We start from the raw sequence: 21,462 nt of genomic DNA, 5'->3' as shown, positions 1-21,462 counted from the left end.
GATTTATAGCTCCTTGTTGTCCGCAGTGGTTGTGGTTGCGCCGGACTCCTGCGAAGACTTGAAGCTCAACGGCTCCAACTCGGTCTCGGCGTTCGGGCCGTAGAGCACGTCCTTCAGGCGCTTGGAGTCGCCCTCGTGCAGTCCAGGCTGGTCCATGCCCTTGCGGACCTGACGCTGAATGAGCCATACCCACAGCACCGCACCGATGCCGTAGAGCACTGTGAACAGCACCATAGAGAGCAGCACCTGCCACGGCTGGTGGTCAGAAACACCGAAGTCCAGCAGCATGTGAATGTTCTGCTCCATACCCGGGTGGTCCCCACCCTGGAATGCAGGGTTCGGGTGGACGATCCACGGCTGGCGGCCCATCTCGGTGAAGATCCAGCCCGAAATGTTTGACAACCACGGAGCCGGCAGCGCCACCAGGCACAAGGTGCCCAGCCACTTCGCAGTAGGCACGCGCTTGCCGCGGGTTACCCACAGGCCTACCAGCGCCATCACGACGGAAACGACGATGAAGAAGATCATCATGCGGAAGGACCAGTACGTCACGAACAGGTTCGGGGTGTAGTTGCCCGGGCCGTACAGCGACTCGTAGTACTGCTGCAGATCCAGCACGCCCTGCAGCTCAACGCCAGAAAGCTTGCCCTGTGCCAGGAACGGAAGCACAAATGGCAGGCCGATCAGCTGGGTTGCGGACTCGCAGTCGTTGTACGTCGAGATAGAAAGCACCGAGAAGTGCGGATCCAGCTCAGTGTGGCACAGTGCCTCTGCCGACGCCATCTTCATCGGTTGCTGCGTAAACATCAGCTTGGCCAGCTCGTCACCAGTCAGCGTGATGAGCACCGTCGCAGCGAGGATGACCCACGCACCGAAGCGGGTGCAGGAACGCCACACCGTCGCGGCATCCCCATCCGGATCGCCCTTGCGGGCCTCGCGGATCATCCACCAGCCAGCGACGCCGCACACCAAGGTGCCCGCGAGCATCCAAGCGCCGAACACCGCGTGCGGGAATGCCCACAGCACCGTCGGGTTCGTCAGCAACGCCTTGAAGGAAACCAGCTCAGCGCGGTTCGTTTCCGGGTTGAACACAGCGCCCACCGGGTGCTGCATGAACGAGTTTGCGGTAATAATCCAGAACGCCGAGATGTTCACGGCGATCGAAACAATCCAGATTGACGCAAGGTGTGCCCACTTCGGCAACCTGCCCCAACCGAAAATCCAGACGCCGAGGAAGACGGATTCAAAGAAGAATGCCGTCAGGCCCTCGAAGGCGAGCGGTGCACCAAACACGTCTCCCACGAACGAGGAGTATTCAGACCAGTTCAAGCCGAACTGGAACTCCTGGACGATGCCTGTGACAACGCCCATCGCGAAGTTAATGAGGAAAATGTTTCCGAAGAAACGGGTCGCGCGGTACCAGCGCTCGTCGCCAGTCTTGTGCCAGATGCTTTGCATGATCGCAACCATCGGCGCGAGTCCCATGGTCAGTGGGACGAAAAGGTAGTGATAGACCGTCGTAATGCCGAACTGCCACCTTGACAGATCGACTAAATCTAGCGGCATTGTGACTCCTTCAACGTAAACAACCAATAAAGGTTATGGTCATATATTTACCGTAGCAGGCGCCGAAAACCCCTAACTTCCAGGGAGTATGACCATATATGGGGGTAGCGTCTTGGAGGGGCATTTCGGGGTGGGTTTACGATTTCGGCCCACCCTTGAGTTGTGCTAAGTTGATGCGCACGGGCCTTTAGCTCAGTTGGTAGAGCTACGGACTTTTAATCCGCAGGTCGCGGGTTCGATCCCCGCAGGGCCCACATTCAGCGCCACATGACCTCGGTCGGTGGCGCTTTTTGTTGGATGTAGAGTGGCTTGAGTCGGCGCGAAGCTCAAAGTGTAGTAACAGGATTGTAGTAACTCTTGTCCGCGCTCCCCGTTTCGAGGATTACTACAATCCTGTTACTACACTTTGCAAATTTTGGCTAACGAATCACCCTTGAAAACTTGCTATGTACTGGTGATTTGTGATGTTATTCTGCATCGGCTTATGATGGTCGAGCTGTTAACGCAGCGGGCCCCCATCGTCTAGAGGCCTAGGACTCCGCCCTTTCACGGCGGCAACACGGGTTCGAATCCCGTTGGGGGTACTTCAGCCGCAAGGTTGAAACACAAAAACATATGGCCCTGTGGCGCAGTTGGTTAGCGCGCCGCCCTGTCACGGCGGAGGTCGCGGGTTCAAGTCCCGTCAGGGTCGCCATGTTTGAAGAGTCGGAACGGAAACGTTCCGGCTCTTTTTATTTTGTCCAACCTGCCTACATGAAGAGGTGAAGTGGCGTCGAAAAATATGGTTTGTGCTGGCGATTTGCTTGTGTTCGAGAGCTCTGTGTAAAGTATCAACTCGTGCAAGCGACCGTGTAGCGGCCGTGAGTACGAAACTGAATAAGGCCCTGTGGCGCAGTTGGTTAGCGCGCCGCCCTGTCACGGCGGAGGTCGCGGGTTCAAGTCCCGTCAGGGTCGCGAACAGCACTTGTGTTGTTCTGGCCAGATAGCTCAGTCGGTAGAGCACACGCCTGAAAAGTGTGGGGTCGCCAGTTCGATCCTGGCTCTGGCCACACTCCAACCCCTTCACTGCGGTGGAGGGGTTTTGTGTTTCTGTCCCCGAGGATTGGAGCGTTGATTTGTCGCAGCACGACGCAGTACAGCCCGAGCTGAAGAGGAATGACCAGGAGTCCCGCTACGAGATATTTGTCGACGGGCAATTGGCCGGGTTTGCCACGTACGCTGACGTCGACGGTGCGCGGGAGTTGCCACATACCTTCGTGGATCCGAAGTTCCGTGGGCAGGGCCTTTCGGGCCCGCTGATGCGGTACGCGCTTGACGACGCCCGCTCCGAGGGGCTCAACGTTATTCCGACGTGCCCCGCTGTGGCGCGCTACATTGCGCAGAACCCGGAGTACGCGGACCTCGTCAAGTAGCGCGGATTAGATGACGTAGCTGCCCGGGTCGAAGTACTTGTCGGGGTCGACGAGGTGCTTTGTTTCGCACTCTTGGCGCTCCCTGACCTTGGCAGGAATGCCGACGGCGATAGAGTTCGCTGGAATGGACTTTGTGACGACGGCATTCGCCCCAACCGCTGTGTTGTCTCCGATTGTGATGGGGCCGAGGACCTTCGCCCCGGCACCGATGGTGACGTTGTTGCCGATGGTGGGGTGGCGCTTCGTCTGTGTGAGCACCTGCCCGCCGAGCGTTACGCCGTGGTAGAGCATGACGCCGTCGCCGATTTCGGTGGTCTCACCGATGACGATGCCCATGCCGTGGTCGATGAAGAAGCGTCGGCCGATGGTGGCGCCTGGGTGGATTTCGATGCCAGTGAAGAAGCGGTTGGCCTGGGCGAGCACACGCGCGGGCCCTTTCAGGTTGCGTTGCCACATCCAGTGGCACACGCGGTGAGTCCAAATGGCGTGGAGCCCTGAGTAGACGATGGCGTTCTCGAGGTCGCCTCGCGCCGCCGGGTCGTGGTCCCTCGCGTTGGCAAGGTCCTCGCGGATCATTTGAATCACGCGGATGGCCGTTTTGATCATGTGGCGATCCTATCAACGACCACCCGCGGGGTGGCGTCGTGCCCGTTGGGTCTAGTCGCGGATGTCTTCGTAGAGCACGGTGGAGACGTAGCGCTCGCCGAAGTCCGGAATGATCACGACGATCGTCTTGCCTTCGTTCTCGTCGCGAGCGGCGAGTTCGAGCGCCGCCTTGAGGTTTGCGCCCGCCGAGATGCCGCCGAGGACACCGTCCTTCAGCGCAAGTTCGCGTGAGGTGGCGACGGCGTCTTCGTTTGAGACTGTAATAATCTCGTCGATGACGTTGCGGTCGAACGTGCCAGGGATGAAGTTCGCACCGAGGCCCTGAATCTTGTGCGGGCCTGCCTCGCCGGTGGACAGCAGCGGGGAAGCAGCTGGCTCAACTGCGACGGCCTTGATGGATTCCTTCTGCTCTTTGAGGTACTTCGCGGAGCCAGAGATCGTGCCACCTGTGCCGACGCCGGCAACCACAATGTCGACCTCCCCATCAGTGTCGTTCCAAATCTCGGGGCCGGTGGTCTCGTAGTGGACCTGCGGGTTGGCTTCATTTTCGAACTGGCTGGCCAGGATTGCGTTTTCCGTCGTCTCGACGATCTCGTTCGCCTTATCGACGGCCCCCTTCATGCCTGCCGCGCCTGGCGTCAATACGATCTCTGCCCCGTACGCGCGAAGGACCACGCGACGCTCCTGCGACATTGTTTCCGGCATGGTCAGGATGACTTTGTAGCCCTTCGCGGCGCCGGTGAGTGCAAGTGCGATGCCGGTGTTGCCCGATGTCGCTTCCACGATGGTGCCGCCTGGCTTCAGTTCGCCGGAGGCTTCCGCCGCGCGGACGATTGCGTCACCAATACGGTCCTTGACGGAATTTGCCGGGTTGTAAAACTCAAGTTTTGCTAGGACGCGTGCCTTGAGCCCGTCAGTGATGCCGTTGAGCTCTACGAGCGGCGTATTGCCGATGAGGTCCAATACTGACTTTGCGATCTTTGCCATGAAAATAACTCCTTTACCTGTATGTTTCGCTTACGTTGCGTTCTTGTTGCGCGATTATACACTCGCGACATGAACCAGCTAGTCTTTGTCAAATAGACCGATTTGTTCACCTACTTCCGGGGTTGTGTTTCTGTGAATGTGTGGCAAGTGCAAAGTTTGGCTACCCCCGAAAACGCGTTATGATGAAAGGGCTTTGAGTCAAGTTCGACAAGCAGTGTCCCTAAACAGGGGACACTCGAACGGGTGGAAAGCGAGAGATCATTGACCGACGCACAGTGCCTTAAGGAAGACGACGACGCCATCCGGGCAGCGTTGACCACGCTGAAAACCGCAACCGGTATCCCCGTAGCCATGTATGGCACCCTTCTGGCAGATAACCGTTTGCAGATCACGCAATGGATCGGACTACGCACTCCAGCTCTGCAGGAGCTTGTCATTGAGTCAGGTGCCGGTGTAGGTGGAAGGGTCGTCGCTACGCGCCGCGCGGTGGGTATTTCCGACTACACACGCGCGAATGTCATCTCCCACGAGTACGACAAGCAGATTCAAGACGAAGGCCTGCACTCCATCGTTGCAGTCCCGGTAATTACCCAGCGCGAGATCCGTGGCGTCCTTTACGTGGGTGTGCACTCGCCGGTGCGTTTGGGCGACAAGGTGATTGAAGAGGTTGCTATGACGGCTCGCTGTCTCGAGCAGGACCTCGCGGTCAATACCGCCCTGAGGCAGGGCGACGGCGCGCGCGCCGGACAGAAGACGGGTCGCGTTATGAACAGTGCGGAGTGGGAGCAGGTTCGCTCCACGCACTCGAAGCTGCGCATGCTGGCAAATCGTGTGGGCGATGAGAATCTTCGCAAGGAAATCGAGCAGCTGTGTGACCAGATGGTTTCCCCGGTGCGCGTGAAGCAGACGACGAAGCTTTCTGCCCGTGAACTCGACGTTCTTTCCTGTGTTGCGCTCGGCCATACCAATGTTGAAGCCGCGGCCGAGATGGGTATCGGTGCCGAGACGGTGAAGTCCTACCTCCGCAGCGTGATGCGCAAGCTTGGGGCCCACACCCGCTACGAGGCCGTTAACGCAGCTCGTCGAATCGGGGCGTTGCCGTAACCGTTGTTGGGTACGCTGGGTTCCGTGAAAGAACGATTTTTAGTCTCTGGCGGTACCCGGCTTGAAGGCGTCGTAAAGGTAGACGGCGCCAAGAACAGCGTGTTGAAGCTCATGGCGGCAGCGCTGCTCGCCGAAGGTACAACAACGCTATTTAACTGCCCCGAAATTCTCGACGTCCCCCTCATGCGGGACGTCCTCGTCGGACTCGGCTGCTCCGTAGATATCGACGGCACCGTGGTCACCATCCACACTCCTGCCGAGGTTTCTCCCCACGCCGACTTCGAAGCCGTCCGGCAATTCCGCGCCTCCGTTGCGGTGCTTGGCCCGCTCGTCGCCCGCTGCGGCGAGGCGTATGTTGCCCTTCCTGGTGGCGACGCGATTGGGTCCCGACCTCTAGATATGCACCAGTCTGGCCTGGAGAAGCTCGGGGCGACGACACACATTGAGCACGGAGCCGTTGTTGCCCGCGCCCAGCAGCTGCACGGCGCGGACATCGCACTCGACTTCCCCTCGGTTGGTGCGACCGAGAACATCATCACCGCGGCAGTTCTTGCTGAGGGGCGTACTACACTCTCAAACGCGGCACGTGAACCGGAGATCGTCGACCTTTGCGACATGCTCCGGGCCATGGGGGCGAAGATCGAGGGTGCGGGAACGTCGACAATTGTTATCGATGGCGTCCAAAAGCTGGAGCCGACGCAACACACCGTGGTTGGCGACCGAATTGTTGCCGGAACCTGGGCCTATGCGGCTGCAATTACCCAGGGTGATATCACGGTATCCGGCATCGCCCCTGGTCATCTGCATCTTCCTTTGCAGAAGATCAAGCTGGCTGGCGCGCAGGTGGAGACTTACGACAACGGTTTCCGCGTACGCATGAACCAACGCCCCAAGGCCGTCGACTACCAGACGCTGCCGTTCCCCGGCTTCCCGACAGACCTGCAACCGATGGCGATTGCACTTTCCGCGGTAGCCGACGGCGTTTCAGTCATTACGGAGAACGTCTTCGAAGCGCGCTTCCGATTTGTCGACGAAATGATGCGCCTCGGCGCTGACGCCAACATCGATGGCCACCATGTGGCTCTTCGTGGCGTTTCGACGCTCTCCTCCACGGATGTATGGAGCTCCGACATTCGTGCGGGCGCGGGACTCGTCCTCGCTGGCCTTGTCGCGGAAGGGCAGACCACGGTGCACGATGTCTACCACATTGACCGTGGTTACCCGCGATTTGTGGAGCAGCTCAATGAACTCGGTGCGAAGGTGCAACGAGCAAACGATTAGAACGCTTAAAAACCGGTCCCTCCCAGGCGATTTGTGTTGTTTGTTGGTTCGTGGTTAAGTTATCCCTCGTTGCCGACGAGCGGCCTGGCCGCTTGGAGGGAATGATCAAAGTGAATAAAGTTGCTGCTTGTGGGCGGTTTTGAGTCTGGCTGGTTTGGTTGGATTTGACTTTGTGTTTACGGGTGTGTAACTTTGTTTCAGCTGCTTGACGCTGGCTCTGGTTGTGGGGTTGGTTGTTGGGTGTGCGGTTGTTGTTTGAGAACTCGATAGTGTGCCAATGTACTTTTTATTTTTTTGATTGCATTGACTTTTGGTTGCGTGCTGTGTGCCATGTTTTGGTGTGTGCCGGCGGTGATGCTTGAACCTATGATTGGGTGTCACTGGTGTGGTGCAGATGCACGGTCGCGTTGACTTTATTGGTTGATGTGGTTGTGACTGGTCCTGTTTTGCCCCGTCGGGTTGGGACTGGTTGTTTGTACTTTACTTTTTGTAATTTTAGGATTTTGCCAGACACTGACTGTTGTTGGTGGTTGGTTTGTTTTTGGTTAGGTTTTGGGCTTTTCACGGCCTTGTTTCTTTCTGAAATAGTTTTTGTGGAGAGTTTGATCCTGGCTCAGGATGAACGCTGGCGGCGTGCTTAACACATGCAAGTCGAACGGAAAGGCCAGTGCTTGCACTGGTACTCGAGTGGCGAACGGGTGAGTAACACGTGGGTGATCTGCCCTGTACTTCGGGATAAGCTTGGGAAACTGGGTCTAATACCGGATAGGACAACTTTTTGGATATTGTTGTGGAAAGCTTTTGCGGTATGGGATGAGCTCGCGGCCTATCAGCTTGTTGGTGGGGTAATGGCCTACCAAGGCGTCGACGGGTAGCCGGCCTGAGAGGGTGTACGGCCACATTGGGACTGAGATACGGCCCAGACTCCTACGGGAGGCAGCAGTGGGGAATATTGCACAATGGGCGCAAGCCTGATGCAGCGACGCCGCGTGGGGGATGAAGGCCTTCGGGTTGTAAACTCCTTTCGCTAGGGACGAAGCATTTTTGTGACGGTACCTGGAGAAGAAGCACCGGCTAACTACGTGCCAGCAGCCGCGGTAATACGTAGGGTGCGAGCGTTGTCCGGAATTACTGGGCGTAAAGAGCTCGTAGGTGGTTTGTCGCGTCGTTTGTGTAAGTCCACAGCTTAACTGTGGGACTGCAGGCGATACGGGCATAACTTGAGTGCTGTAGGGGAGACTGGAATTCCTGGTGTAGCGGTGAAATGCGCAGATATCAGGAGGAACACCGATGGCGAAGGCAGGTCTCTGGGCAGTAACTGACGCTGAGGAGCGAAAGCATGGGTAGCGAACAGGATTAGATACCCTGGTAGTCCATGCCGTAAACGGTGGGCGCTAGGTGTGAGTCCCTTCCACGGGATTTGTGCCGTAGCTAACGCATTAAGCGCCCCGCCTGGGGAGTACGGCCGCAAGGCTAAAACTCAAAGGAATTGACGGGGGCCCGCACAAGCGGCGGAGCATGTGGATTAATTCGATGCAACGCGAAGAACCTTACCTGGGCTTGACATGTAGCGGATCGCCGCAGAGATGTGGTTTCCCTTGTGGTCGCTATACAGGTGGTGCATGGTTGTCGTCAGCTCGTGTCGTGAGATGTTGGGTTAAGTCCCGCAACGAGCGCAACCCTTGTCTTATGTTGCCAGCATGTAATGGTGGGGACTCATGAGAGACTGCCGGGGTTAACTCGGAGGAAGGTGGGGATGACGTCAAATCATCATGCCCCTTATGTCCAGGGCTTCACACATGCTACAATGGTCGGTACAGCGCGTTTGCTACCTTGTGAGGGGATGCTAATCGCACAAAGCCGGCCTTAGTTCGGATTGGGGTCTGCAACTCGACCCCATGAAGTCGGAGTCGCTAGTAATCGCAGATCAGCAACGCTGCGGTGAATACGTTCCCGGGCCTTGTACACACCGCCCGTCACGTCATGAAAGTTGGTAACACCCGAAGCCAGTGGCCTGTCATGGGAGCTGTCGAAGGTGGGATCGGCGATTGGGACGAAGTCGTAACAAGGTAGCCGTACCGGAAGGTGCGGCTGGATCACCTCCTTTCTAAGGAGTTTTATGTTGGCCCACAGTTGTGGGCTGTTTTTTGTTGGTTGAGTCACCGTGGGTGTGGCTGCCAATTGTTGTTTCCGGGTGGAGACACACCAGCTACAAGGTTGCCACGCATTCGTGTGGTGGTTGTGGTTGTGGTTGCAGTGTGACCGGGTTGTGTAGTCAAAAAGAAGTGTTAATTATTGTGTGTTGGTGCACTGTTGGGTGTCTGAGGCAGCAGTTGTGTTGTCTTGAATGATTCCGCGTGTTGATCACTGACTGGTTTGGTTGGTGGTTGGTGTGTGGGGTGTGTTGTGTGAGAACTGTATAGTGGACGCGAGCATCTTTATTCTTGTGGAAGAATTTTTTGATTGTAAGTTTGCCTAACAACAAGTGATTGTCATGCTGTTTGTGTGTGGTGGTTGTTTGTTGTTTGTTTGTTGTGTGTTTTTGTTTTGTTACAAGGGCGTACGGTGGATGCCTTGGCATGCTTAGCCGATGAAGGACGTGTGAGGCTGCGTTATGCCTCGGGGAGTTGCCAACAAAGCGTTGATCCGAGGATGTCCGAATGGGGAAACCTGGCACTTGTTATGGAGTGTTACCTGCAGATGAATGTATAGTCTGTGTGGGGGTTACGCGGGGAAGTGAAACATCTCAGTACCCGTAGGAGAAGAAAACAATTGTGATTCTGCTAGTAGTGGCGAGCGAACGTGGATGAGGCTAAACCATGCGTGTGTGATACCTGGCAGGGGTTGCGCGTGTGGTGTTGTGGGCGATGATTGTGGGTATGCTGCCATGTACCCCTATGATGCGGCGTGTTAGCGGAAGTCACCTGGGATGGTGTGCCGGAGAGGGTGAGAGCCCCTGTACGTGAAGGCGTGTCGTGTTGTGGTGATTGTTTGCCCGAGTAGCAGTGGGCTCGTGGAATCTGCTGTGAATCTGCCGGGACCACCCGGTAAGCCTAAATACTAAGTGTGACCGATAGTGAATAAGTACCGTGAGGGAATGGTGAAAAGTACCCCGGGAGGGGAGTGAAAGAGTTCCTGAAACCGTGCGCTTACAATCCGTCAGAGCACCGCGTGTGTGTGATGGCGTGCCTTTTGAAGAATGAGCCTGCGAGTCAGCGGCATGTCGCGAGGTTAACCCGTGTGGGGTAGTCGTAGCGAAAGCGAATCCTAATTGGGTGTTGTAAGTGGCATGTCCTGGACCCGAAGCGGGGTGATCTACCCATGGCCAGTGTGAAGCAGCTGTAAGAGGTTGTGGAGGCGCGAACCCACTTAGGTTGAAAACTGAGGGGATGAGTTGTGGGTAGGGGTGAAAGGCCAATCAAACTCCGTGATAGCTGGTTCTCCCCGAAATGCATTTAGGTGCAGCGTTATAGTAGTTTGCCGGAGGTAGAGCTACTGGTTGGTTGAGCGGGACTATCATCTTAGCAACATCAGCCAAACTCCGAATGCCGGTTAAGTGTTCTATAGCAGTGAGACTGTGGGGGATAAGCTTCATAGTCGAGAGGGAAACAGCCCAGATCGCCGGTTAAGGCCCCTAAGGGTGTACTAAGTGGAAAAGGATGTGGGATCGCGAAGACAGCCAGGAGGTTGGCTTAGAAGCAGCCATCCTTGAAAGAGTGCGTAATAGCTCACTGGTCGAGTGGTTCTGCGCCGACAATGTAGTGGGGCTCAAGTACACCGCCGAAGCCGCGGCATAGTTTTTACTATGGGTAGGGGAGCGTCGTGCATGGGGTGAAGCCATACTGTAAGGGGTGGTGGACTGTGTGCGAGTGAGAATGCAGGCATGAGTAACGAGAGATACGTGAGAATCGTATCCGCTGGATGACTAAGGGTTCCTGGGTCAAGTTCGTCTTCCCAGGGTGAGTCGGGTCCTAAGGCGAGGCCGACAGGCGTAGTCGATGGTCAACGGGTTGATATTCCCGTACCCGTATGCATGCGACAAAGAGTGAAGCGGTGATACTAACCACCCTGAACTGGCAACATGCGCACCACTTGTGGTGTGTGGTTGTTGGTGATGCGTGGGGCCTGATCCGTGGTAGTTCAGTGATGGGGTGACGCAGTCAGGTAGCCGCGCCAAGTGTTGGATTACTTGGTGTAAGCGTGTGGCACGTCGACTTGTGAAATGCGGTCGATATTTTGTGTGAGGCGTGATGCGTAGCCCAATTGTGGGTGATGGTGGTGATCCTTTGCTGTCGAGAAAAGCCTCTAGCGATGTGTGTGTATGGCCCGTACCCGAAACCGACACAGGTGGTCAGGTAGAGAATACTAAAGCGGTCGGGTGAACTGTGGTTAAGGAATTCGGCAAATTGCCCCCGTAACTTCGGGAGAAGGGGGGCCCTTGCTGGTTGCATACCTTTTTCGGTGTGTTGCTGGTGGGGGTCGCAGAGAATAGAGGGGAGCGACTGTTTATCAAAAACACAGGTCCGTGCGAAGACGGTTAAGTTGATGTATACGGACTGACGCCTGCCCGGTGCTGGAAGGTTAAGAGGACCTGTTAGGACTCATGTCCGAAGCGGAGAATTTAAGCCCCAGTAAACGGCGGTGGTAACTATAACCATCCTAAGGTAGCGAAATTCCTTGTCGGGTAAGTTCCGACCTGCACGAATGGCGTAACGACTCCCCTGCTGTCTCAACCACAGGCCCGGTGAAATTGCAGTACGAGTAAAGATGCTCGTTTCGCGCGGCAGGACGAAAAGACCCCGGGACCTTCACTATAGCTTGGTATTGGTATTCGGTGCGGTTTGTGTAGGATAGGTGGGAGACTGTGAAGTGGTCACGCTAGTGATTGTGGAGTCGTTGTTGAAATACCACTCTGACCGTAGTGGATGTCTAACCTTGGCCCATGATCTGGGTTGGGGACAGTGCCTGGTGGGTAGTTTAACTGGGGCGGTTGCCTCCCAAAATGTAACGGAGGCGCCCAAAGGTTCCCTCAGCCTGGTTGGCAATCAGGTGGTGAGTGTAAGTGCACAAGGGAGCTTGACTGTGAGACTTACAAGTCGAGCAGGGACGAAAGTCGGGACTAGTGATCCGGCACCTACTTGTGGATGTGGTGTCGCTCAACGGATAAAAGGTACCCCGGGGATAACAGGCTGATCTTCCCCAAGAGTCCATATCGACGGGATGGTTTGGCACCTCGATGTCGGCTCGTCGCATCCTGGGGCTGGAGTAGGTCCCAAGGGTTGGGCTGTTCGCCCATTAAAGCGGCACGCGAGCTGGGTTCAGAACGTCGTGAGACAGTTCGGTCTCTATCCGCCGCGCGCGTTGAAACTTGAAGAAGGCTGTCCCTAGTACGAGAGGACCGGGACGGACGTACCTCTGGTGTGCCAGTTGTTCCGCCAGGAGCAGGGCTGGTTGGCTACGTACGGGAGGGATAACCGCTGAAAGCATCTAAGCGGGAAGCCTGTTTTGAGATGAGGTTTCGTTTGAGGTTCCCTAGAGATGATGGGGTTGATAGGCCGGATCTGGTAGCACTGTGAGGTGTGTAAGGTGACTGGTACTAATTACACCGAGACTAAAACAAAACACATGGTGTGCATTGTTTATGGTCAAATTATTGAGTGTTCTTCCGCGAGAAGAGAGTGTTTGCGTCCACTGTGCAGTGTCTGGCATGACATGCCTGTGCTGATTATTTGAATATTGTCGTTGTTATCAACAGTATTGTGTTGGCACGATTTTTGGTCGTGTCGGTGGTTGATGGCGGCGGGGAAACGCCCGGTCCCTTTCCGAACCCGGTTAGCTAAGCCCGCCCGCGCTGATGGTACTGCACCTGGGAGGGTGTGGGAGAGTAGGTTACCGCCGGCCTATAACTTCATTTTCTTGTGTGTGGTGGGTTCCATTATTCCCGTTGTGGGGGTGGTGGTACCCACCACACTCTTTTTTGTGCACCCCCACACAACAAACAAACAGGGATGGTTGTGTGTGGCCGGTTACCAATTCTGATCCACAGACAACACACCAAAAGTATCTGCAGCGCTTGGTAGTCGTCTAAAATGCCGCGTTACCGCGCATAGCGCCTAGCCCTGCGAACGCAACGCCGACGGCGAGCGTCCACAACAGATACTTTGCGCATCGTGCGTACTTGCGCTCTTTGAGCAGCATTCCTGCTTCTTTGGCGAGCGTCGACCATGTAGAGAGCGCACCAGCAAATCCCGTTCCAATGAACACCGCCCACAAAGGCGCCATGGCGACTGTAAATCCGAGGACCATGGATGCAGCAGCGTTGGCCGTGAAGGTGCCCTTGCGCGGTGGGAGGGCGGAACTAATCCACCACCGTGTGGCGCCGCCCAACGCGCCGCCAAAGAACACTGCAGGGATAGCAATTGGGTCAATAAACACTATCGATCACCTGTCTCCTTGCACTCACGCATGGCGTCGCCAGCCCACCAGCCAGCGATGCAGAAGACAACACTGGAGAGTACGTAGATGAACGCAGTGATTGCAGTCGTTTGCGCTGCGGCGACGGTGAGAGCGGAGAACGTCGTGAAGCCTCCGAGGAAACCTGTGCCGAGTAATGGGCCTGGTCGGAAGTAACCCATTGCGTAGCTGCCCAACACGTTGATGCCAAGCGTGACCAGAAATGCGTAATGCGGTGCTGCTGGCAGCACCGCAAGGAGTCCCGCTGTAAGCACGTAGCGCGTAAGTGCTCCCGTGCCAGCTCCGAGGCCTACAGCGAGGGGCTCATTCGACTCAATGTTTTGTAATTGCACACCAGAAGTCTACTAGTGCGCTTACTTCCAATTCATGCCTTGCTGCTTTACAAATACTGCAACCTCCTCGGGGCTGCGGCGAAGCTTCGGATCGAATTTGAGATACTCGCGAGTCTCTCGTGCGACGAGCCCGGAAAGCAGCAGCAGACCGATGAGATTCGGGACTGCCATGAGGCCGTTCGCCAGGTCGGAGAACGTCCATACGAGTTCGAGGTGCGTGGTGGCGCCGAGGAACGCTACGGCGGTGAAGAACATCTTGTATGGCAATGAAGCCCACTGGCCGAAGAGGGCGGTTGCGGCGCGTTCGCCGTAGTAGGACCAGCCCAGGATCGTAGAGAATGCGAAGAAGATGAGGGAAACGGAGACGATGTCGCCGCCCCAGGTGCCTGGCAGGACCGTCGAGAAGCCGCGTGCGGTCATGACTGCTGCCTCGTCGCGTCCCATGTCCCAGGTCCCGGAGGTCACGATGACAAGGCCGGTGATGGTAACAACGATCAGGGTGTCAATGAACGTCTGGGTCATGGATACCAGCGCCTGGCGGGTGGGGTGCTGGGTCTTCGCTGCCGCAGCGGCGATTGCTGCAGAGCCCATGCCAGACTCGTTGGAGAAGATGCCGCGGGCAACACCGAACTGGATTGCCATCATGATGGTGGAGCCGACGAAGCCACCGGTCGCGGCTGAGCCGGTGAACGCGTCGTGGAAGATGAGAGAGATAGCGGCAGGGATCTGGTCTGCCATCAAAGCGAGCGCGACGATGCCGCCACCGACATAGAGAACAATCATCAGGGGAACGAACGCTGCCGTGATCTTGCCGATGCCTTCAATACCACCCAAGATGGCTGCGCCGACGCCAATGAAGATCAGGATGCCGGAGACAGTAGGTTCGATGCCGAATGCTTCCTGCATGCCTGCAGCGATGGAATTGCCTTGAGTGAGGTTACCGATGCCGAAAGACGCGAAGATAGTAAAGAGCATGAACGCGACCGCGAGCACGGACCCCAGCGGGCCCGGGATTCCGCGGCGGAGGTACTCGTGTGGTCCGCCTTGTTGGCGTCCTTTGTCGTCGGTGGTGCGGAAGCGGACGCCGAGGTAGGCCTCGGAGTATTTCGACGCCATACCGACGATGCCTGTGACCCAGATCCAGAGCAGGGAGCCCGGCCCACCGATCGAGATCGCGGTGGCTACGCCGACGATGTTGCCGGTGCCGACTGTTGCGGCGAGGGCCGTCGTTAAGGCCTGGTAGTTGCTGATGTCGCCGGAGCCTTCTTCATTCTTATCGACGAACGCGTGGCGGGTTGCGCGGCCTAGTGTGCGGAACTGGATGCCACCCATTCGGACGGTCAGGAAGAGGCCCGTGCCGAGCAGCAGCGGGATGAGCAGGAATGGGCCCCAGACGAACGAGGCAATCGTACCGAGGGTTTCGTTGAGTTGCGCAGCCATCGTGATCCTTTCGCAATAGGGTGTGGGCCAGGTTACCTTTCTCCCGATAACGTGATTGAGATAATAGACACATAACCTCACGTGTGTACACGGTTTGTACGATTTTTCTGGCGGAAGTTTCCAAAAAAGGGAAAGATGGGTGTGAACGTATTCGAAAGGATGTTGTCGTATGGCTCATGAACGTGCTGGCCAGATTGCCCGCCTGGAAGATTTGATCGATATCGCGTCGTTGGTGACTGCTTACTACACCCGTGATGTAGACCCGCACAATCCTGACCAGCAGGTGGTGTTTGGTACCTCTGGTCACCGTGGTTCTTCGCTGGATAACGCGTTTAATGAGGTGCATATTCTGGCGACCACGCAGGCGATCGTCGACTACCGTCGTGAGCAAAACATTGGCGGTCCGGTCTTCATCGGGCGCGATACACACGCGTTGTCTGAGCCGGCGATGGTCTCCGCGCTTGAGGTGCTGTTTGGCAATGGGGTTGAGGTGCTTGTTGACGCCGCTGGGCGTTACACACCGACTCCGGCGGTGTCGCACGCAATCTTGTCGCACAACGCGAAGCTTTCTGGCGGGGTCACGGGTACTGATCCGAAGCGCGCGGACGGCATTGTGATTACGCCGTCGCACAATCCCCCGCGTGATGGTGGTTTCAAGTACAACCCGCCGTCGGGTGGTCCGGCTGACACGGACGCGACTGACTGGATTGCGAAGCAGGCGAACGAGTACATCGCAAACGGTTTGGAGGGCGTGAAGCGCTCCGCAGCGTCGGGCGTACTCGATGAGCGTGCGCAGCGCTACGACTACCTGAATAACTACATCAATGACTTGCCGAACGTCGTCGACATTGCGGCGATTCGTGAATCCGGTCTGAGCATCGGCGCAGATCCGATGGGCGGAGCGAGCGTCGATTATTGGGGTGCAATCGCTGAGAAGCACGGCCTGAATATGACCGTGGTGAACCCGGAGGTCGACCCGACCTGGCGTTTCATGACGCTCGACACTGATGGCAAGATTCGCATGGATTGCTCCTCGCCGGACTCGATGGCGTCGCTGGTGCACAATCGTGACAAGTATGACATCGCTACCGGCAACGACGCTGACTCGGACCGCCACGGGATCGTCACGCCGGACGCCGGCCTGATGAACCCGAACCACTACCTCGCCGTCGCGATTGAGTACCTGTTCTCACATCGCGAGGGCTGGGCGGACAACACCGCGGTTGGCAAGACGCTGGTGTCCTCGTCGATGATTGACCGCGTTGTGGCGTCGCTCGGGCGCACGCTCGTTGAGGTCCCGGTTGGCTTTAAGTGGTTCGTGCCAGGGCTTATCGACGGCACCGTTGGCTTCGGCGGCGAAGAATCCGCGGGTGCGTCCTTCCTGCGGAAGGATGGCACGGTGTGGTCGACTGATAAGGACGGCCTGATTCTGGATCTGCTCGCGGCGGAGATTACAGCTGTGACGGGGAAGACGCCGTCGCAACGCTACGCTGAGCTCGCTGAGAAGTTCGGCTCCCCGGCATACGCTCGTATCGATGCCCCGGCGAACCGCGAGCAGAAGGCGACGCTGAAGGCGCTCTCCCCGGAGCAAGTCACCGCGACCGAGCTGGCTGGTGAACCAATCACCGCGAAGCTGACCGAGGCACCAGGCAACGGTGCACCGATTGGCGGCCTGAAGGTCACCACGGAAAACGCCTGGTTCGCGGCGCGACCATCGGGTACGGAGGACAAGTACAAGATTTACGCCGAGAGTTTCAAGGGCAAGGAGCATTTGGCGCAGGTGCAGCAGGCTGCGAAAGAGCTTGTTGCGCAGGTGCTCGGATAGAATGGCCAATCGTGACTGAGACACACGAGACCAAACAGGCAAGAGGCAAGCTGCTGGAAATCGCGTCGGCTGCGGCGCGATTTGGGCTGGCGGCTGTGTGGATTGTCGCCGGGTGGACCAAGATTGGCGCCCATATGGAAGTGACGCAAAACATCATTGCGTACGAGATTTTCACCCATGAGTGGTCGAATATTTTGGCGCAGTGGATCGGACCGTTGGAGCTGGCCGGTGGCCTGCTCCTGCTGGCTGGCATCAAGCTGCGTGAATGCGGCTGGGTCTCGATCGGGGTCCTGGTGCTGTTCATCATCGGGATGTACTCGGCGTGGTCGCGAGGGCTGGTCATCGACTGTGGGTGCTTTGGCCCGCAGCCGTCAGATGAAGGCACGAACCTCATTGAGACGATCCTGCGTGACTTTGTCTTGATCGCGGCGACCTTGTTCATGATTTATGTGCCGTACAAGAAGTTTGCGATTTATCCATAGCCTCATCCAGCGATTAAGCTGTTGGGCAATTTCCAACGTCAAGGAGTAAATACGTGACTACCCGTAAGGTGAAGAACCCGAACGAGAAGAACGGTGCAGGGTTCATCTGGGCAATCGTTGCAGTGATTGCGATCGCGGCGCTTGTGATCGGCCTGATTTTCGTCAACGGCAAGAAGGGCCGCGAGGCAGCCATGGCCGAGAACATGATTGACACTACTGGCATCACTGTGAGCTGGAACGAGGACGACCACTTCATTCGCCTCGCAGCCGAAGATGTCGACGACGCCCCGATGGCAGAGCTCTACGAGGACTTTTCGTGCCCACACTGTGCAGATCTGGCAGTAGCGACGGATGAGCAGATGCTCGAGAAGCTGCGTGAGGGCAAGATCGAGGTCGAGCTGCGCCCGATGGTGACGCTCGATGGCCTGACCAATGGCCACTCCACGATGGGGCTGGCTGCGGAGCTGGCACTCGTCGCTAATGATGAGCCAGCGGCGATGATGAACCTCCGCGACCACCTGATGGTGAACCAGAGGGATGTGTACTCGAAGGTGACCGACGATGACCTTGCTGACCTGGCGCGTGACTACGGCGCGAGCGACAAGGCGGTGCAGGATATCCGTGATAAGACCTATTACGATGCTGCGCGCGCAATGTCGAACGGTAACTTGAAGTTGCAGCAAGAGCGCGGCGGTGAGGCGGGGACTCCGCGCGTCATGGTTGACGGCAAGGACGTTGAAGGCGAGATCAACAACTGGGTCGATACCGTCGCAAACAGCTAACTATATGTCCGTGTGGGGGCTGGCTGCATGATTTGTGGCCAGGCTCTCTTCACGTGTATGGTGATGAAAGCTCGTAAGAGTTCAAGGGGCTATGGCGCAGTTGGTAGCGCACCACACTGGCAGTGTGGGGGTCACGGGTTCGAATCCCGTTAGCTCCACAGAGAGTGCTCTCCACCGGTTAAGAACTGGTGGGGAGCTTTTTGTTGTAGCAATGAGCTGTGTTGAGGGTGAGTCTGCGATCAATTACTCGAACGAGTTTCACGAGAAGTATTTCTACGATGGCGAGCTCGGTGCGATCTATACCCCGGAAAAGACCACGTTTCGGGTCTGGGCGCCGACGGCGAAGTCGGTGGAATTTCTGAACTACTCCGATAACGCTGCCGCGACTCCTCTGGCGAGGGGCGAGCGGGGAATCTGGGAACTCACCCTCGAAGGTGACCGCCACGGGCTGGAGTACCGCTACCGACTGGAGTTCGGGGACGGAACGGTCAACGAAGCCGTCGACCCCTACGCGCGGGCAGTGACTGCCAACGGGGAGCACACCGTGGTCGTTGATGCGGAACATATTGTGCCCGAGGGGTGGTCCGGCAAGCGTATGGCGCCGTTTTCTTCGATGCAGGACGCCATCATTTATGAGGCACACGTGCGCGACCTGACCATCGGACCGGACAATGGCATCACGCACAAGGGGAAGTTCCTGGGACTCACCGAGGCTGGGACCAAGACACAGGCGGGGAACCCATCAGGTCTGGACTACTTGAAGTCCCTGGGTATCACCCATCTACAGTTGCTGCCGATCTACGATTTTGGCAGCGTGGATGAGACCGGCGACCTGTCGTTTAACGCACAGTACAACTGGGGCTACGATCCGGAAAACTATAACGTTCCCGAAGGCTCCTATTCGACGCACCCCCAGGACCCAACCGCGCGGATCATGGAACTGAAGTCCATGATTGACGCGCTGCACAACAACGGTATCCGGGTCATCATGGACGTGGTGTACAACCACGTCTACGTCGCGGAGCACTCGCCGTTGCAGCAGACGGTGCCTAACTATTTCTTCCGGACGGACCCGCAAGGCAATTTTCTTGATGGGACGGGCGTCGGCAATGAAACCGCGTCAGAGCGGCCCATGATGCGCAAGTACATCGTTGACTCAGTGACGTACTGGGCCACAACATACAACATCGATGGCTTCCGGTTTGACCTGATGGGGATTCATGACGTCGACACGATGAACGCCGTGCGCGAGGCGCTCAACGAGATTGATCCTTCGATAGTCATCCTCGGGGAGGGGTGGGAGATGGGCAACCACCCCGAAGGCGTGCTCGGCGCGAACCAGAAGAACGCCGACAAGCTGCCGGGTATCGCGTTCTTCAATGATCACTACCGCGACACCGTCAAGGGCTCCAACTTTGAGTTGGAGCATGCTGGCTTTGTAAACGGCGCGGATCAGGAGCATCGTTCTTGGGACCTGCTGAACAACATCAAGGGTGCCCAGCACGTGCGGGACTACCTGGGTCCGGAGCAGTCCGTGGTGTACAACGAGGCCCACGATAACTACACGATGTTCGACAAGCTCAAGGGCAGCATGCCGCACGCGTCTGATGAGGAAATCGCGCGGCGTCATGCACTCGCTACGGCCACGCAGTACTTGGCCAACGGAGCAGTGTTCATTCATGCGGGGCAGGAGTTTCTGCGCACGAAGGCGGGCGACCACAACTCGTACAAGTCGCCAGATGAGGTCAACGCGCTCGACTACGACAGAGCAGCTCAGTTTGCAAAGCACGTGCAGTTCTTCCGCGACCTGAACGCGTTCCGCAAGCGCTACGACTTCATGCGCCTGCCGAGTTATGAGGCGATTAACAGCAAGTACACGCACGGAATCGTTGCTGGTGCTGACAACGTGCACATGAATCATGTTGGCTACACCGTGAAAAATGCATTCCCAGGCAATCGCGACGCCTTCGTGTACGTGAACGCCGCGACGGAACCGTGGCAGGCGCCGCTGCCAACCGGTGAGTACGAAGTGATGATCCAGGCAACGGACGTCTACGAGACGCCACGAGCACTCACTTCACACGGCGACGTTACTGTCCCACCGCTGAGCATCATGGTCCTCCGGGCAGCCCCGGTCGCATTTGCCTCGCATTAAACGCACGGTATAAACTGACTCCTACGCGTGTTTTAGCGTGCGCGGGGCTATGGCGCAGTTGGTAGCGCACCACACTGGCAGTGTGGGGGTCACGGGTTCGAATCCCGTTAGCTCCACAGAAAAGACCGCAGGTTGCTTAAGACCTGCGGTTTTTGTGTTCCCGGACCGGCGCCGTCACCACGACGCGCTCGCTGTTACGCAGCGTGAACTCCAGCCGGTAGGCGTGCAGGAACATGCGCTGCGCGCTCGTGCGGGAGCCGTACGCGCGGTCGCCGATGATGGGGTGGCTTTCGTGGGCGGCGTGCACGCGGATTTGGTGGCGTCGTCCAGTAATGAGCTCGGCCTCGACGAGCGTGTTCGGCCCGCGGTTTTCCACGCGGCGGAATCGTGTGTGGGCGTCGTCGCCGTCGGCGCTTACGACCATGGTTTTCGGTGTTCGCGCGATCGGGGCCTTTACGTCGCGCGCGCCCGCCCAGCGTCCCTCCACGACCGCGCGGTAGATGCGGATCACGTTCTGCTCGCGGAAGGCTCGTTGCAGGTGGCGTAGCTCCGCGTGATTCAGCGCAATCAGCAGCGCCCCTGACGTCTCCTTATCGATGCGGTGCGCAAGCTCAGCGTCGGGGTACACGTCACGGATCCGCTCGATGACGCCGCGCCGCGTCCCTGTCCCCGCATGCACCGGCACCCCCGCCGGCTTATTTACTACCAGCGCCGTCGGCCCCTCTCACAGCATCTCAAACCCATGGTTCTTACTTTTCGACGCCCTCTTCGCTTCCTTACAGAACTCACCCGGCAACGTGATCACGTCCCCGCCACGGACGCGGTGATCCTGCTTGATTCGTTTCTGGTTGACCCGCAACGCCCCCTTGCGTGCGAGTTTGAACAGCATGGTCGCGGGGCACGTGGTGTGGCCGGCGAGGAACTTGTGTATCCGCCGCCCATCGTGGTCCTCCGGGACCGTGATCGCCGTGTATCCGGGTGGGGGAATGTAGGTGGTCATGGCTGGCACCATAGCA

15 protein-coding genes, 7 tRNA genes and 3 rRNA genes are annotated in these 21,462 nt (G+C 57.5%); 17 read left to right on the top strand and 8 right to left on the bottom strand.

Annotation, left to right across the window (positions count from 1 at the left end; genetic code table 11):
• Nucleotides 1-3: 3 nt before the first annotated feature.
• Nucleotides 4-1,566: a cytochrome ubiquinol oxidase subunit I gene (locus KBP54_RS09080; protein WP_070361957.1), complete on the bottom strand. Its 1,563-nt coding sequence runs from the start codon at nucleotides 1,564-1,566 to the stop codon at nucleotides 4-6.
• A 181-nt stretch (nucleotides 1,567-1,747) separates the two neighbouring features.
• On the opposite strand from KBP54_RS09080, the gene KBP54_RS09075 reads away from it, so the two are divergent.
• From KBP54_RS09075 to KBP54_RS09050, 6 genes are all read left to right on the top strand, one after another.
• A tRNA-Lys gene (locus tag KBP54_RS09075) sits at nucleotides 1,748-1,820 on the top strand.
• 257 nt (nucleotides 1,821-2,077) lie between these two features.
• A tRNA-Glu gene (locus KBP54_RS09070) sits at nucleotides 2,078-2,150 on the top strand.
• 33 nt (nucleotides 2,151-2,183) lie between these two features.
• Nucleotides 2,184-2,260 (top strand) — tRNA-Asp (locus KBP54_RS09065).
• Nucleotides 2,261-2,446: 186 nt separating this feature from the next.
• Nucleotides 2,447-2,520 (top strand) — tRNA-Asp (locus tag KBP54_RS09060).
• Between the two features lie 22 nt (nucleotides 2,521-2,542).
• Nucleotides 2,543-2,615: transfer RNA gene (locus KBP54_RS09055), tRNA-Phe, on the top strand.
• A gap of 66 nt (nucleotides 2,616-2,681) precedes the next feature.
• On the top strand, nucleotides 2,682-2,978 hold the full coding sequence (locus KBP54_RS09050; RefSeq protein ID WP_256005451.1) for a GNAT family N-acetyltransferase: 297 nt from the start codon (nucleotides 2,682-2,684) through the stop codon (nucleotides 2,976-2,978).
• Between the two features lie 6 nt (nucleotides 2,979-2,984).
• On the opposite strand, the gene epsC is transcribed toward KBP54_RS09050, so the two are convergent.
• Both epsC and cysK read right to left on the bottom strand, forming a co-directional pair.
• A complete protein-coding gene (epsC, locus tag KBP54_RS09045; protein WP_070478055.1) occupies nucleotides 2,985-3,584 on the bottom strand; it encodes a serine O-acetyltransferase EpsC in 600 nt (199 codons plus the stop codon).
• 51 nt (nucleotides 3,585-3,635) lie between these two features.
• Nucleotides 3,636-4,571, bottom strand: coding sequence for a cysteine synthase A (cysK, locus tag KBP54_RS09040; RefSeq protein WP_256005449.1), 936 nt, complete (start codon nucleotides 4,569-4,571; stop codon nucleotides 3,636-3,638).
• A 243-nt stretch (nucleotides 4,572-4,814) separates the two neighbouring features.
• On the opposite strand from cysK, the gene ramA reads away from it, so the two are divergent.
• The 5 genes from ramA (at nucleotide 4,815) to rrf (ending at nucleotide 12,857) form a co-directional block, all read left to right on the top strand.
• Nucleotides 4,815-5,675, top strand: coding sequence for an acetate metabolism transcriptional regulator RamA (gene ramA / locus KBP54_RS09035; protein ID WP_256005447.1), 861 nt, complete (start codon nucleotides 4,815-4,817; stop codon nucleotides 5,673-5,675).
• Between the two features lie 24 nt (nucleotides 5,676-5,699).
• Entirely contained in the window at nucleotides 5,700-6,956 is a 1,257-nt protein-coding gene (murA, locus tag KBP54_RS09030; protein ID WP_070361962.1) for a UDP-N-acetylglucosamine 1-carboxyvinyltransferase, read from the top strand.
• 590 nt (nucleotides 6,957-7,546) lie between these two features.
• Nucleotides 7,547-9,063: ribosomal RNA gene (locus tag KBP54_RS09025) — 16S ribosomal RNA — on the top strand.
• 435 nt (nucleotides 9,064-9,498) lie between these two features.
• Nucleotides 9,499-12,578, top strand: a 23S ribosomal RNA gene (locus KBP54_RS09020).
• 160 nt (nucleotides 12,579-12,738) lie between these two features.
• Nucleotides 12,739-12,857 (top strand): 5S ribosomal RNA (gene rrf / locus KBP54_RS09015).
• Together the 16S, 23S and 5S rRNA genes form the textbook arrangement of a ribosomal RNA operon.
• Before the next feature lie 183 nt (nucleotides 12,858-13,040).
• On the opposite strand, the gene KBP54_RS09010 is transcribed toward rrf, so the two are convergent.
• The 3 genes from KBP54_RS09010 to KBP54_RS09000 are packed head-to-tail and all read right to left on the bottom strand — an operon-like array spanning nucleotide 13,041 to nucleotide 15,202.
• Nucleotides 13,041-13,391 (bottom strand): fluoride efflux transporter FluC, encoded by a 351-nt coding sequence (locus tag KBP54_RS09010; RefSeq protein ID WP_256005445.1) that lies wholly within the window; start codon nucleotides 13,389-13,391, stop codon nucleotides 13,041-13,043.
• Nucleotides 13,391-13,762 (bottom strand): CrcB family protein, encoded by a 372-nt coding sequence (locus tag KBP54_RS09005; RefSeq protein WP_256001500.1) that lies wholly within the window; start codon nucleotides 13,760-13,762, stop codon nucleotides 13,391-13,393. Before KBP54_RS09005 ends, KBP54_RS09010 begins: the two co-directional genes overlap by 1 nt.
• A gap of 21 nt (nucleotides 13,763-13,783) precedes the next feature.
• Nucleotides 13,784-15,202, bottom strand: a complete 1,419-nt coding sequence (locus KBP54_RS09000) for an alanine/glycine:cation symporter family protein (RefSeq protein ID WP_256005444.1) — start codon at nucleotides 15,200-15,202, stop codon at nucleotides 13,784-13,786.
• A gap of 169 nt (nucleotides 15,203-15,371) precedes the next feature.
• On the opposite strand from KBP54_RS09000, the gene pgm reads away from it, so the two are divergent.
• The 6 genes from pgm (at nucleotide 15,372) to KBP54_RS08970 (ending at nucleotide 20,562) form a co-directional block, all read left to right on the top strand.
• Nucleotides 15,372-17,027 carry a phosphoglucomutase (alpha-D-glucose-1,6-bisphosphate-dependent) gene (gene pgm, locus KBP54_RS08995; protein ID WP_256005442.1) on the top strand — a complete coding sequence of 552 codons (1,656 nt, stop codon included), beginning with the start codon at nucleotides 15,372-15,374 and terminating at the stop codon, nucleotides 17,025-17,027.
• Between the two features lie 11 nt (nucleotides 17,028-17,038).
• Entirely contained in the window at nucleotides 17,039-17,509 is a 471-nt protein-coding gene (locus KBP54_RS08990) for a MauE/DoxX family redox-associated membrane protein (RefSeq protein WP_256005440.1), read from the top strand.
• A gap of 53 nt (nucleotides 17,510-17,562) precedes the next feature.
• Nucleotides 17,563-18,291 carry a DsbA family protein gene (locus tag KBP54_RS08985; protein ID WP_070361966.1) on the top strand — a complete coding sequence of 243 codons (729 nt, stop codon included), beginning with the start codon at nucleotides 17,563-17,565 and terminating at the stop codon, nucleotides 18,289-18,291.
• An 85-nt stretch (nucleotides 18,292-18,376) separates the two neighbouring features.
• A tRNA-Ala gene (locus tag KBP54_RS08980) sits at nucleotides 18,377-18,449 on the top strand.
• A 53-nt stretch (nucleotides 18,450-18,502) separates the two neighbouring features.
• Nucleotides 18,503-20,446 carry a type I pullulanase gene (pulA, locus tag KBP54_RS08975; RefSeq protein WP_084028543.1) on the top strand — a complete coding sequence of 648 codons (1,944 nt, stop codon included), beginning with the start codon at nucleotides 18,503-18,505 and terminating at the stop codon, nucleotides 20,444-20,446.
• 43 nt (nucleotides 20,447-20,489) lie between these two features.
• A tRNA-Ala gene (locus KBP54_RS08970) sits at nucleotides 20,490-20,562 on the top strand.
• 20 nt (nucleotides 20,563-20,582) lie between these two features.
• Here KBP54_RS08970 and KBP54_RS08965 read toward each other — a convergent pair.
• Both KBP54_RS08965 and KBP54_RS08960 read right to left on the bottom strand, forming a co-directional pair.
• Nucleotides 20,583-21,155, bottom strand: coding sequence for an RluA family pseudouridine synthase (locus KBP54_RS08965; RefSeq protein ID WP_256006649.1), 573 nt, complete (start codon nucleotides 21,153-21,155; stop codon nucleotides 20,583-20,585).
• Nucleotides 21,156-21,170: 15 nt separating this feature from the next.
• Nucleotides 21,171-21,446, bottom strand: a complete 276-nt coding sequence (locus KBP54_RS08960) for a S4 domain-containing protein (RefSeq protein WP_256005438.1) — start codon at nucleotides 21,444-21,446, stop codon at nucleotides 21,171-21,173.
• Nucleotides 21,447-21,462 lie beyond the last annotated feature (16 nt).

The sequence above is a fragment of the Corynebacterium pseudogenitalium genome (assembly GCF_024453815.1).
Classification (GTDB): Bacteria; Actinomycetota; Actinomycetes; order Mycobacteriales; family Mycobacteriaceae; genus Corynebacterium; species Corynebacterium pseudogenitalium.
This window is presented reverse-complemented; position numbering and strand designations above follow the sequence as displayed.